Here is a 12,572-nt window from a genome sequence, read left to right as displayed (position 1 = left end):
AGATCACGATCATACCCGAGGCCGCCCCGGTCCAACCGGTATCCGTGCAGCGCGATTCAGCGACCGACCGCCGCGATGGCACCGGCGACGGTGTCGAGATTGCCTTCGTTCAGCGCCGCCACGCAGATGCGCCCGGAGGACACCGCGTAGATACCGAATTCCTCGGCCAGACGAGCCACCTGCGCGGCGTCGAGGCCGGAATAGGAGAACATGCCGCGCTGACGCTCGATGAAACCGAAATCGCCGGTGGCGCCGTGCGCGGCCAGCCGCGCGACCAGGCCGCGACGCATGGCGCGGATGCGCTCGCGCATCGCACCCAGCTCGTCCTCCCACATCGCGCGCAGCGCCGGCGTGTGCAGCACGTGACTGACCAGCGCGGCGCCGTAGGTCGGCGGGTTGGAATAGTTGGTGCGGACCACTCGCTTGAGCTGCGACTGCACGCGCCGCGCCTCGTCGTCGCTGGCGGCGACGACGGACAGCGCGCCCACACGTTCGCCGTACAGCGAGAACGACTTGGAGAACGAGCTGGCCACGAACATCGGCAGCCCGCTGGCCTCGAACAGACGGATCGCGGCCGCATCGGGTTCGATGCCGTCGCCGAACCCCTGGTAGGCGATGTCCAGGAACGGCACCAGCTCGCACGCCTGCATGCGTTCGACCACCTGCCGCCATTGCGCGGTATCGAGATCCACGCCGGTCGGGTTGTGGCAGCAGGCATGCAGCACCACGATGGTCCCGGGCGCAAAACCGTCCAGCGCGGCGAGCAGACCGTCGAGATCGACCGCCTGGCGGGCGGCGTCGTAGTAGGGATAGTCGATCACCTCGAAGCCGGCGTTCTCGAAGATGCCGCGGTGGTTGGCCCAGCTCGGCGTGCTGATCGCGACCTTCGCGGACGGATCGAGCGCATACAGGAAGTCCGCGCCGACCTTCAGCGCGCCCGTGCCGCCCAGGCTCTGCACGGTGACCACGCGGCGCTCGGTCACGGCGGCAGCCTCGGCGCCGAACAGCAGCTGCTGCACGGCCGCGTCGTAGGCGGCGATCCCGTCGATGGGCAGATAGCCGTGCGCAGTGGGCGTCGCCAGACGCTCGCGCTCGGCTTCGCGCACCGCGCGCATCAACGGCAGCTGGCCTTCGGCGTCGTAGTACACGCCGACGCCGAGATTGACCTTGCCGGGCCGGGTGTCGGCGGCGAAGGCCTCGTTGAGGCCCAGAATCGGATCGCGGGGCGCCAGCGTGACAGAGCGGAACAGGGACATGGCAAAACTCGTGCGAACCGGGGGATGGAGAACCCCTAGTGTACGGCTTGTTCGCACACGCGCTGGGCGTCGATTTATGACGATTCGGCGTGAGCGCCGGGATCGGCCCGCAACCCGGCAAAATCGAACAGCGACGGATCGGCCAGGTGCGAAGGCGTGACGTGGCCCAGCGCGCGCAGGATATTGTCGACGCGGCCGGGATGTTCGCGATCCCAGGCATCGAGCATGCCCTGCACGGCCTGGCGCTGCAGGTTGGGCTGGCTGCCACACAGGTTGCAGGGAATGATCGGGAAGCCCTGCTCGGTGGCGTAGGCCTCGATATCGCGTTCGCGGCAATAGGCCAGCGGACGAATCACCACGTGGCGGCCGTCGTCCGAGCGCAGCTTCGGCGGCATGGACTTCATCGAAGCCTGGAAGAACAGGTTCAGGAACAGCGTGGCGACGAGGTCGTCGCCGTGATGACCGAGCGCGATCTTGGTGATGCCGTTGGCGGCCGCCCAGGTGTACAGCGAGCCGCGCCGCAACCGCGAACACAGCCCGCAGGTGGTCGCGCCCTCGGGAATCACCCGCTTGACCACGCTGTAGGTGTCCTGCTCGATGATGTGGAACGGCACGCCCCTGGCACGCAGGTAGTCCGGCAGCACGTGCTCGGGGAAGCCGGGCTGCTTCTGGTCCAGGTTCACCGCGATCAGCTCGAAGCGCACCGGTGCACGCGCCTGCAGCTGCAGCAGCATATCGAGCAGGGTGTAGGAATCCTTGCCGCCGGACAGGCAGACCATGACCTTGTCGCCGTCCTCGATCATGCCGAAGTCGGCGATGGCCTTGCCGGTCAGCCGACGCAGCTTGCGGTTCAGGGACTCCCCGCGGCGTGCGCCGCGCAGGCCGTCGAGCGGGATGGCAATTTCACGAGCGTTCATGGCGAGTCATTGTACCGACGTCGACGGCGCTACACTTGGCACTTGGAGATTCCGCCACGGAGCATCCCGTGCATCCGCCCGATCCGGTCGAAACCGCCCGCCAACTGGAAGCCTTGCGTCTGGAGCATCGCGACCTGGACGACGCCATCGCGCGTCTAAGCGCGAACCCGCTGTGCGATCAGCTGCGCCTGAACCGCATGAAGAAGCGCAAGCTGCTGCTCAAGGACAGCATCGCGCGGCTGGAAAGCCGAATGATTCCCGACCTCGACGCCTGAGCGGGGCGCGACCGTCGCCGCGCCCGCGCGATCAGTTGCCCTGGACCGGATAGGTCTGCGCCGAACCGCTCTGCGGTTGCGCATCGGTGTTCGACGTGGCCGCAGCCGGCGTCATCTTCGCCTTGCCGCACTGGTACGCGCCCCACGCCTGCTGGCCATCGAGCGGCTCACCCAACGGCTTGACGGTGTCGGCGCCCATGCTGGCGGCCTGGTTGCGCGCCATCACTTCCAGCTCGTCACGCACCTTGATGTCGTTGCGGTCGATCGGACCGACGCGATCCATCACCGACACCGTGACTCGCCCGAGTTGCTTGCACTGGGTGACATCCTGGTTCCAGGCCGTGCGCACCTGCTTGCCGCCTTCGTTGAGTTTGATGCCCCAGGTGCAGCCGGCGACCGTCAGGGTCAGCACGGCCAGCGCGAGCAACGGAATCTTGTGCATGGAATTCTCCAGAAAGGAAACGCATCCAGTGGATCAACGCGCATCGTACCGCGCGAACGTGACTTGCGGCTTAAAGTCCGCCGCCGGAACCGGGCAGGCATGCGTAATCCCGCAGCGCGCCGCGCATCCGCACGCGGTCGGCACGCGTAGCTGAAGAGAGTGACGCCGCGATCGACGCGCGCACACCCGATTCGCACACGGAGCCGCCATGCTTTCCGCCCTGCTGCTGTCCCTGGCCGCGCTTTCCGCCGGCACACCCACCGGCCCGATCCGCCAGTACACGGGCATCGCCCGCGCCGCACCGGACGCCAGGGTGCTGTACCGCGAAGTGCACTACCTGTTCGACAGCGCCGACGGCCCTCGCGAAATGGTCCTGTACCGCTGCCCGGACGGACGCCCGTTCGCGAGGAAGTGGCTGGACACACGCACGCCGCAAGCCCCCGACTTCGCCTTCCGCGATGCACGCAGCGGCTACCGCGAGGGCGTGCGCACGCAGGCCGGCCAGCGCGTGGTCTACGTGCACAAGGTCGGCGCGAAGAAGACTCGCAGCGCACCGCTGCCGATGGTGCCGACGCCGGTCATCGACAGCGGCTTCGACGCCTTCGTGCGCGCGCACTGGGACGCACTGGCGGCGGGTCAGACGCTGAAGCTGCGATTCCTGGTGCCCAGTCGCCTGAAGTTCCTCGATTTCGCCATCGCCCGGCGCCACGACCCCGATGCGGCCCGTCAGGGCCTGATGGTGCTGCGCCTACGGCTGGACAGCTGGCTCGCCTTCGCCCTGCCGCACATCGATGTCGGCTACGCGCGGGACACGCACCGCCTGCGCTGGTTCCGCGGATTGTCGAATCTGCGCGACATCCACGGCGAGAACCTCACGGTCGTGCTGCGCTATCCACCCGACCTGCGCGAGACGGACGTGCCAGCCGAACGGCTGCGGACAGCGCGCGAAGCGAAGCTGGACGGCCGCTGTCGCCTGCGCTGAGGACCTCAGGCCGGCGCGTCGAGCTCGATCCGCCGACCGCTGTCGCCTTCGAAAAAATGCATCTGCGCCGGATCGTAGGCGACCCGCACACGGCGCCCCGGCTCGGGCAGCGCCTGCGGCGGCACCCGCGCCACCAGCACGTGTGCGCCCAGACGCATGTTCAGGAAGGCCTCGTTGCCGACGTGCTCGATCACGTCCAGATCGGCGTCCAGACTCGCCGGGACCACCGCGCCCGCAACCGCCATGGTCAGGGCCTCCGGGCGCAGCCCGACGACGATCTCCCGGCCGTCGAGGGCGGCCAGCGCCCGGCGCACGCGCGGCACGTCCGGCAAACTCAGACGACCGGCGCCGTCCACGTGCACACAGGCCGCGGCGCATTCCAGCCGTCCGCGCAGCAGATTCATCGACGGACTGCCGAGGAACCCGGCGACGAAGAGATTGGCGGGCCGCTCGTAGATGCGCATCGGCGTGTCGTCCTGCTGCACGCGGCCGCCGTCCATCACCACGATGCGCTGGCCCAGCGTCATCGCCTCGACCTGATCGTGGGTGACGTAGACCATGGTCGCGCGGACCGCCCGATGCAGACGCGCGATCTCCATGCGCATGCTGGCGCGCAGCCCGGCATCCAGGTTCGACAGCGGCTCGTCGAGCAGGAACACGCGCGGCTGGCGCACCAGCGCGCGCCCCAACGCCACGCGCTGTCGCTGACCGCCGGACAGCGCACCCGGTCGTCGATCCAGCAACGCCTCCAACCCCAGCATGGTGGCCGCTTCCTGCACACGCCGGGCGATCTCCTTGCGCGGGCGACGGCGCAGCTTCAGGCCGAAGGCCATGTTCTCGGCCACGCTCATGTGCGGATACAGGGCGTAGTTCTGGAACACCATGGCGATATCGCGATCCTTGGGCTCCACGTCGTGCACTTCGCGGCCGTCGATCAGAATGCGTCCGCTGTCGACCGAATCCAGTCCGGCGATCATGCGCAATGTCGTCGACTTGCCGCAGCCCGATGGCCCCAGCAGCACCAGCAGCTGCGCGCCGTCGACACGGAAACTGACATCGTCGACCGCGCACACGCCTTCGCCGTATGCCTTGGTCACGTTTTCGAGTACGACACTCCCCACAGCTTGTCCTCGTCGTGTCCTGCCGGCTGCCATCGAACGGGCGGTTGCGCTATTCTGCCATGTAATCGTTTTCAAACCCGGTCGCGCACGTCCAGGGGGCTTCCCGAATCATGCCGGAAAACACGCGCTTTCCCGAATCCTTTCTCTGGGGGTGCGCCACCAGCGCCTACCAGATCGAAGGCTCGCCGCTCGCTGACGGCGCTGGCCCCAGCATGTGGGAGCGGTTCGCGCACACCCCGGGCATGATGCACAACGACGACAACGGCGACATCGCCTGTGACCACTATCGCCGCTTCCGCGACGACGTGCGTCTGATGCGCGATCTGGGCCTGACCAGCTACCGCTTCTCCATCGCCTGGTCGCGCATTCTTCCGTCCGGCACCGGCGCCATTAATCAGAAGGGCCTGGACTTCTACCGTCAACTGGTCGACGCGCTGCTGGAAAGCGGCATCACGCCGATGGCCACGCTCTACCACTGGGACCTGCCCGAGGCGCTGGACGACCGCGGCGGCTGGCTCAATCGCGACAGCGCCGACTGGTTCGCCGAGTACGCCTCGACCTGCTTTGAAGCGCTGGACGATCGCGTGCCGCGGTGGGTGACGCTGAACGAACCGTGGGTCGTCACCGACGGCGGCTACCTGCACGGCGTGCTCGCGCCCGGCCATCGCAACCCCTACGAGACCGCGCGCGCTTCGCACAACCTCATGCGCGCGCACGGCGCAGCGGTACAGGCCTATCGCGCCGTCGGCGCGCACCAGATCGGCCTGGTGGTGAATCTGGAACCCAAGTATCCCGCCAGCGAAAGCGCCGAGGACCGCGCCGCCACGCAGCGCGCCGACGCTTACATGAACCGGCAGTATCTGGACCCGGCACTCAAGGGCACGTACCCGCCTGAGATGCGCGAGATCTTCGGCGACGCCTGGCCCGACTGGCCGGCGCCCGACTTCGAACAGATCCGCCAGCCGATCGACTTCCTGGGCATCAACTACTACACACGCGGACTCACCGCGCACGATCCCTCGGCCTGGCCGCTGTACGCCCGCACCGTGCGCGTACCGCAAGCGACCTATACCGAGACTGACTGGGAAGTCCACGAAGAGAGCTTCACCGACATCCTGCGCTGGGTCCGCGACCGCTACGGCGACATTCCGCTGTACGTCACCGAAAACGGCGCCGCTTTCTACGACCCGCCGGTAGCCGCCGACGACGGCGTGCACGACCCGCTGCGCATCGACTACCTGCGCCGCCATTTGCGCGCCGTGCACACCGCGATCAAGCAGGGCGTCGACGTGCGCGGCTACTACCTATGGTCGCTGCTCGACAATCTGGAATGGTCCCTCGGCTTCGCCAAGCGCTTCGGCATCGTGCACGTGAATTACGAGACCCTCGAACGCACTCCCAAGGACAGCGCGAAATTCTACGCCGAAGTCATCGCCAGCCACGGCGAGTCGCTGGGCGACTGAGGCCGTTCAGCCCTTCACGCTGCCCAACAACAGTCCCTGCAGATAATGCCGCTGCATCATCAGGAACAGCGCCAGCACCGGCAACATGGTCACCACCGCGCCGGCCATCATCTGTTCGCTGTCCTGCGCGTGCTCGCGCGACAGCGCGGCCAAGGCGACGGGCAGGGTGTAGTGCTGCTGGCTGGCGAGCACGATCAACGGCCACATGAAGTCATTCCAGCTGGCGAGGAAGGTGAACACCGCCAGCGTCACCACGATGGGTTTGAGCAGCGGCAGCACCACCTGCACGAAGATGCGGCCCTCGCCGGCGCCGTCGATGCGCGCGGCCTCCAGCAGCTCATCCGGGATTGAGCGTGCGTACTGGCGCACCAGGAAGATGCCGAAGATGGTCACCAGCATCGGCGCCATCACGCCCAGGTAGGTGTCGACCAGCCCCATCGACTTCAGCAGCAGGAACAGCGGCATCATCGCCACCTGCGCCGGAATCACCAGCCCGCCGATCAGCGCCTGGAACAGCCGCTCGCGACCGGCGAAGCGCAGCTTGGCGAAGGCGTAGCCGGCCATCAGATTGAACACCAGCGAGACCAGCGTCACCGACCCCGCGATCAGCAGGCTGTTGAGGAAGTACTGGCCCATGCCGGCCTGCGCGAACAGGGCGCGGTAGTTCGCCAGGGTCGGATGCGAAGGCAGCAGCGGCGGCGGCAGCGTGCTGGCCGCGCCCGGCTGCATGAACGACACCGACAGCATCCACAGCAGCGGAAACAACGCCACCAGCGTCATGCCAATCAGCGCGCCGTTGACGCAGGCGCTGGCAAGACGGCGGCTCATGCGTGCCCCCGTCGCCGCGCGAACAGCAGCAGGCCGCTGGTGATCGCGAACATCAACACGAACAGCATGAAGGCCACGGCCGAGGCCATGCCCAGGTTCCACCATTTGAAGCCGTCCTCGTACATCAGGTACAGCACGCTGACGGTGCTCTGCAGCGGTCCGCCTTCGGTGATGACATACGGCTCAGTGAACATCTGGAAATAGCCGGACAGGGTGAGGATACCGACCATCAGCGTGGTCGGTCCGAGCATCGGCAGGGTAACGTGCCAGAACGTGCGCGGCGCCGACGCGCCATCGATGCGCGCCGCCTCGTACAGCTGGGGCGGAATCGCCTGCAGACCGGCCAGGAACAGGATCATGTTGTAGCCGAGGTTCTTCCACACCGCGAACAGGATCAGCGTCGGCATCGCCCAGCGCGGATCGCCCAGCCAGTCGACCGGGTCCAGCCCCAGTCCGGAAAGCAGACCGTTGACCAGCCCAAAGCGGGTGTTGAACACATAGCGCCACACCACCGCCGCGGCCACCAGCGTGGTCACCACCGGAGCGAACAGCGCGGTGCGGAAGAATCCGCTCCAGCGCGTCAGGCGATGATTGAGCAGCAGCGCGGCGCCCAGCGACGACGCCATCGACAGCGGCACGCCGACCAGCACGAAGTACAGCGTGTTGCCCAGCGCCGACCAGAACTCCGGCCGCTGCAGCAGCGCCAGATAGTTGCCCAGCCCGATGAAGCGCAGATTGTGCAGATGGGCCAGCGCATAGGGGTCGAAGTCGGTCAGGCTCAGGGCGAAACCACCCAGCACGGGCAGCACGAAGAATGCGCCCAGCACCAGCAGCGCCGGCGCCAGGAACACCCAGGCGGCCATGCGCCGCGGCTTCACGGCGAAGGCTCCCGCTGCGGCGAACGCCCATGCGCCAGCACCCAGCGGCGCTTGGCCAGGATCGCGTCGGCGCGTTCGTCCAGCGTCCGTGCCGCCTGATCCACGCTAAGGCGGCCGTGCGCCATGCGCTCCTCGACCAGCGCCAATTGCGCCGCGATGCGCTCCCACTCGGGCACCTTCGGCACCGGGCGCGCGCGTTCCAACTGCACACGGAAGGCGCGTGCATGCGGGTCGTCGGCCAGCGCCGAATTGTCCCAGGCCGAACGCCGCGGCGGCATGTCGCCGACCAGCTGGTAGAACTTCCGCTGCACATTCGGACGCGACAGGTACTCGATCAGCGTCCACGCCGCCTGCTTGTGCTTGGACGCCCGAAAGATCACCAGCGACGCGCCGCCGGCCAGCGACGCACCCGGACCGTCGGGGCCGGGCAGAGGCGCGGTGGCCCAATCGTTCTGCTGGCTGGCCGGCAACCGGTTCTTGAATTCCTCGATGTTCCACGGACCCGAGACGTAGAACGTGAAATAGCCGCGACCGAACTCGGCCCACGGATTGGACACCTCGGTGTTGGTCACCTTCGGCGCCCAGTCCTTGCGGAAAATCTCGTCATAGAACCGCAAAGCATGCTTGAAGCCCGGCGACTGGAAATTGCCGTAGCGACCGCCGTCGCGCAACATCGACTGCGTCTGCTGCAGACCCAGCGATTCGAGCTGCTCGAATTCGTTCAGCGGCAGCAACACCGCGTAGCGCTTGGGGCCAACCATGGCCTTGACCGCCGCCATCTGCCGCGCCCATTCGCTCCAGCTGCGCGGCGGATGGTCGAAGCCGGCCCGGGCCAGCAGGTCCTTGCGGTAGAACAGCAGCCGGGTATCGACATACCAGGGCACGCCGTACAGCGTGCCGTCGATGCGATTGGTGTCCCAGATGCCCGGGAAGTAGTCGCCCGGCTCGATGCGCTTCGAACCGCGCACGCGCGCGCCCAGCGGCTGCAGCGCACCCAGCGCGGCCAGCTCGGGCACCCAGGTGTTGCCGAGCTGGCACAGGTCCGGCGTGACGTCGCCGGCGAACGCGGTCAGCAGCTTCTGATGCGCGGCCTTCCACGGCAGGATCTCGACACGCACGTGGATGTCCGGATGCGCGCGCTCGAACGCGGGCATCAGCTTGCGCACGCTCTCGCCCTCGCGTCCCATGGCCCAGAAAGTCACGGTCTGCGTCGACGGCGGCGCGTCGTGACGGCACGCGCACAGCAGCAGGGCGACGGCCAGCAGGGCCGTGCGATGCCAACCGCGCGCGCGCCGGACTTTCATGGCCTAGGGAGCGGTCCCGGCCTTGTCCAGCCAGCCGCCGCGGAAGCCGGCGCGGAGCAGACCGCGCCGAATGTACGGGTTCTTGCGCATGACGCGCCAGACGAATCCGCTGCGGTAGTTCTCGATCATCAGAAGAATCGGTCCCTGATCGATACCCAGGTAGGCATCATCGACCCATCCGGCGCCCGGGATCAAATCGCCGTGCTTGGGCTTGGCACCCTTGATCGCGAAGCTGGGATTGAACGCGTCGACGAACCCGTACTGACGGTAGATCGCCTTGCCGTAGCGCTTCAGCAGCGTGTCCAGCACGGCCAGCGAACGCTTCGGCGTGAAGGCGATCGAACCCAGCGCAGCGGTCGGCGCCAGGGTGCCGTCGTCGAAGGCGCTGCCGGACAGACCCGCGCCACGCGCGGAGTAGCCGCGGAAATGCACGGTCTCGCCGTTGTGCACCCAGGTGAAGTGACCCGGACCGTCGCTGGCGGTCAGACCCCAGACGTTCTTGCCGTAGCCCTTGAAGCCGTGTGGATTGGCGATGGCGTAGGCCTGATGCGCCAGCGCGGCGCGACGACTGTTGATGAAGTAGTCGATGCCCTTGCCGCGCATGTAGTCGTCCTGGATACCGCGGAAATCGACCCAGGCATGGCTGTACTGATGACCGAACAGCGGCGCGAAAGCCAGATAGGTCTGCCCCTGGTAGGTGCCCCAGCTGCGGCTGTAGGTGTCGGTCCAGGCCTTCCACGCGTCCGGCTTCACCGGATGCGTCGGCGAACCCAGCGCCAGGATGTAGATCAGCATGCCTTCGTCGTAGCCGGTCCAGTCGTGCGGAATGAACTTGCCGCCCGGGGTCCAGCCCATGCTGATCAGAGGCGGACGCGCCTGCGCCCAGGTCCAGTCCACGCGCCGGTAGATGGTGTCGGCCAGCTTGCGGATCTCGCGTTCCTGCGCAGTATCGCGATCGAAATAGGACTGGCAGAACAGCACGCCGCCGAGCAGCAGCGTGGTGTCGACTGTCGACAGCTCCACCCAGCGCCCGTAACGCTTGCCGGTGCGCATATCGAGGAAGTGGTAGAAGAAGCCGCGGTAGCCCGTATCGCCGTCCTCGGACGTGCCCTGCGGCGCGTTGGCGAAGAACTTCAGCGTGGTCAGCACGCGCTGGATGGCCTGCTCGCGCGTGATGTAGCCGCGTTCGACGCCGATGCCGTAGGCGGTCAGTGCGAAACCGTCGGCCGCGATGCTGGCGAACGGCTGTTCACGCAGCGGAAAGTGGTCCGGCGCCAAGCCGTTGCCGGGATTGGTCGTCTTCCAGAAGAACTCGAACGTGCGGCGCTCGAGATCGTCGAGCTGGGCCTGGGAACTCGCCGCCGCCAACGCGTGCACGGGGACGGTCTCCGGGGTCTGGTCCGCAGCGGCCGTGGCCGGGAACTGGATGCCGACGATCAGCACGAACAGCGCGAGCAATGTCTGCGCCGCGACGGAATGGAGGGGGTGTGCCTTGATCATCAAAAAACGGGGTCCTGCAAGTCGATGGGGATCATGCGGCGGATCGGCGGACCGTCCGTGTGCTACCCGCCGCGGCGGGGGAAACTAGGCGCCCACGGCGCAATGCCGGTCGATGAAGGCCTGGTGCGGAGGCATCAGGTCGACGCAGCTGTCGATCACCTTGGCCGCGCCGTCCATGAACTGGCGCAGATCAGCCTCGGGCAGCTGATCGACCAGCGGGTGGTAGCTGCGCGGCATCAGGCCCTGACCGATCATCACCTGCACCCAGCTGACTTCGGCGAACATCTCTTCGGCGGTGCGGAAAAACCGGCCGCTGTCGCGGAACAGCTCGATCTTTTCGCGCAGCGTGTCGGGGATGGACATCGTCCGGCAGTCGTTCCAGAACGCGCTGTCATCGCGCTCGGTCAGTTTGTAGTGCAGGATCAGAAAATCGCGGATGCGCTCGAACTCGAACTGCGCCTGGGCGTTGTACTCGTCGACCAGCACCGGGCTGAAACCGGCTCGCGGGAACAGGTTCAACAGCCGCGCGATGCCCGACTGGATGAGGAAGATGGACGTCGATTCCAGCGGCTCCATGAAACCGCTGGAAAGACCCAGTGCGACCACGTTCTTGTTCCAGAACTTGCGCCGCATGCCGGTCACGAAACGCAGCACGCGGGGATCGCCCAGCGGCTTGCCATCGAGGTGCGCCAGCAGGGTGGCCGCCGCCTCGTCGTCGCTGAGGTGCGGACTCGCATACACGTAGCCGTTGCCGATGCGGTGCTGCAGCGGAATGCGCCACTGCCAGCCGGCCTTGCGCGCGGTGGCGCGGGTGAACGGCGGCGGATCGCCGGCGCTTTCGCAGCCCACGGCCACGGCGCGATCGCAGGGCAGCCAGTGCGTGTAGTCGATGTAACCAGTCTTCAGGGCCTGCTCGATGAGCAGGCCGCGGAAGCCGGAGCAATCGATGAACAGATCGCCGGCGATCGTCTCGCCGCTTTCCAGCACCACCGATTCGACGAAGCCGCTTTCCGGATGCTGTCGCACTTCGGCAACACGACCCTCCGTGCGCTGCACGCCGCGCTTTTCGGCGTATCCGCGCAGGAAGCGTGCATAGCTGCCGGCATCGAAGTGGTAGGCGTAGGGAATATCGGCCAGCGGCGAATGCGCCGGTGCATCCTGGGCCGAGGTCATGAACTTGCCGCGCGGCGCGGCGGCGGTGTGGATCGCGTACGCACCGAGATCGGCAGCGATGCCCTTCTGGCGCGCCTTGATCCAGTACTGGTGGAACGGCAGCAGTCCCACCTTGTGGCCGAGACTGCCGAAGCCGTGAATGTAGGAATCGCCGAGGCGTCCCCAGTCGTTGAACTGGATGCCGAGCTTGAAGGTACCCGAAGTGTTGCGCACGAACTCGACGTCGCCGACGCCGAGCAGGTCGTTGAACAGCTTCAGATGCGGCACCGTGGCTTCGCCGACGCCGACCGTGCCGATGGCCTCGGACTCGACCAGGCGCACCGAGACCTGGGATCCCAGCACCTTGGCGAAGGCCGCTGCGGCCATCCAGCCCGCTGTGCCACCGCCGACGATCACGATGTTCTGGATGTGTCGGTCGCTCATGAAAGACGTC

12 protein-coding genes are annotated in these 12,572 nt (G+C 67.0%); 3 read left to right on the top strand and 9 right to left on the bottom strand.

The genetic code is table 11. From position 1 onward, the window contains the following. Positions 1–56: 56 nt before the first annotated feature. Positions 57–1,256 carry an amino acid aminotransferase gene (locus tag BTJ49_RS11630; protein ID WP_113065564.1) on the bottom strand — a complete coding sequence of 400 codons (1,200 nt, stop codon included), beginning with the start codon at positions 1,254–1,256 and terminating at the stop codon, positions 57–59. Positions 1,257–1,330: 74 nt separating this feature from the next. Continuing rightward, positions 1,331–2,173 (bottom strand): tRNA 2-thiocytidine(32) synthetase TtcA, encoded by an 843-nt coding sequence (ttcA, locus tag BTJ49_RS11625; RefSeq protein ID WP_113065563.1) that lies wholly within the window; start codon positions 2,171–2,173, stop codon positions 1,331–1,333. A 68-nt stretch (positions 2,174–2,241) separates the two neighbouring features. Between ttcA and BTJ49_RS11620 the strand changes: the two genes are divergently transcribed. Continuing rightward, positions 2,242–2,448, top strand: coding sequence for a YdcH family protein (locus BTJ49_RS11620; RefSeq protein WP_113065562.1), 207 nt, complete (start codon positions 2,242–2,244; stop codon positions 2,446–2,448). 31 nt (positions 2,449–2,479) lie between these two features. On the opposite strand, the gene BTJ49_RS11615 is transcribed toward BTJ49_RS11620, so the two are convergent. Beyond that, a complete protein-coding gene (locus tag BTJ49_RS11615; protein WP_113065561.1) occupies positions 2,480–2,890 on the bottom strand; it encodes a DUF4156 domain-containing protein in 411 nt (136 codons plus the stop codon). Positions 2,891–3,098: 208 nt separating this feature from the next. Between BTJ49_RS11615 and BTJ49_RS11610 the strand changes: the two genes are divergently transcribed. Further along, the gene (locus BTJ49_RS11610; RefSeq protein WP_113065560.1) at positions 3,099–3,872 is read left to right on the top strand and encodes a hypothetical protein; all 774 of its coding nucleotides are present in this window, start codon (positions 3,099–3,101) and stop codon (positions 3,870–3,872) included. 5 nt (positions 3,873–3,877) lie between these two features. On the opposite strand, the gene ugpC is transcribed toward BTJ49_RS11610, so the two are convergent. Continuing rightward, positions 3,878–4,993 carry a sn-glycerol-3-phosphate ABC transporter ATP-binding protein UgpC gene (ugpC, locus tag BTJ49_RS11605; protein WP_206098406.1) on the bottom strand — a complete coding sequence of 372 codons (1,116 nt, stop codon included), beginning with the start codon at positions 4,991–4,993 and terminating at the stop codon, positions 3,878–3,880. Between the two features lie 110 nt (positions 4,994–5,103). On the opposite strand from ugpC, the gene BTJ49_RS11600 reads away from it, so the two are divergent. After that, positions 5,104–6,456, top strand: a complete 1,353-nt coding sequence (locus tag BTJ49_RS11600; protein ID WP_206098405.1) for a GH1 family beta-glucosidase — start codon at positions 5,104–5,106, stop codon at positions 6,454–6,456. Between the two features lie 6 nt (positions 6,457–6,462). Here the strand turns inward: BTJ49_RS11600 and BTJ49_RS11595 are convergent, their stop codons facing one another. The 5 genes from BTJ49_RS11595 to BTJ49_RS11575 all read right to left on the bottom strand — a co-directional run bounded on the left by BTJ49_RS11595 (position 6,463) and on the right by BTJ49_RS11575 (position 12,562). Next, positions 6,463–7,284 carry a carbohydrate ABC transporter permease gene (locus BTJ49_RS11595; RefSeq protein ID WP_113065557.1) on the bottom strand — a complete coding sequence of 274 codons (822 nt, stop codon included), beginning with the start codon at positions 7,282–7,284 and terminating at the stop codon, positions 6,463–6,465. After that, positions 7,281–8,162 (bottom strand): sugar ABC transporter permease, encoded by an 882-nt coding sequence (locus BTJ49_RS11590; protein WP_206098404.1) that lies wholly within the window; start codon positions 8,160–8,162, stop codon positions 7,281–7,283. Before BTJ49_RS11590 ends, BTJ49_RS11595 begins: the two co-directional genes overlap by 4 nt. Continuing rightward, a complete protein-coding gene (locus BTJ49_RS11585) occupies positions 8,159–9,466 on the bottom strand; it encodes a sugar ABC transporter substrate-binding protein (protein WP_113065556.1) in 1,308 nt (435 codons plus the stop codon). Before BTJ49_RS11585 ends, BTJ49_RS11590 begins: the two co-directional genes overlap by 4 nt. 3 nt (positions 9,467–9,469) lie before the next feature. Beyond that, positions 9,470–10,966, bottom strand: coding sequence for a glucoamylase family protein (locus BTJ49_RS11580; protein WP_113065555.1), 1,497 nt, complete (start codon positions 10,964–10,966; stop codon positions 9,470–9,472). Positions 10,967–11,050: 84 nt separating this feature from the next. After that, positions 11,051–12,562 carry a tryptophan halogenase family protein gene (locus tag BTJ49_RS11575; protein ID WP_113065554.1) on the bottom strand — a complete coding sequence of 504 codons (1,512 nt, stop codon included), beginning with the start codon at positions 12,560–12,562 and terminating at the stop codon, positions 11,051–11,053. Positions 12,563–12,572 lie beyond the last annotated feature (10 nt).

The sequence above is a fragment of the Oleiagrimonas sp. MCCC 1A03011 genome, from assembly GCF_003267965.1.
In the GTDB taxonomy this organism is placed as follows: Bacteria; Pseudomonadota; Gammaproteobacteria; order Xanthomonadales; family Rhodanobacteraceae; genus Oleiagrimonas; species Oleiagrimonas citrea.
The sequence above is the reverse complement of the archived record's forward strand: the minus strand, read 5'-3'. Positions and strand labels throughout refer to the sequence as shown.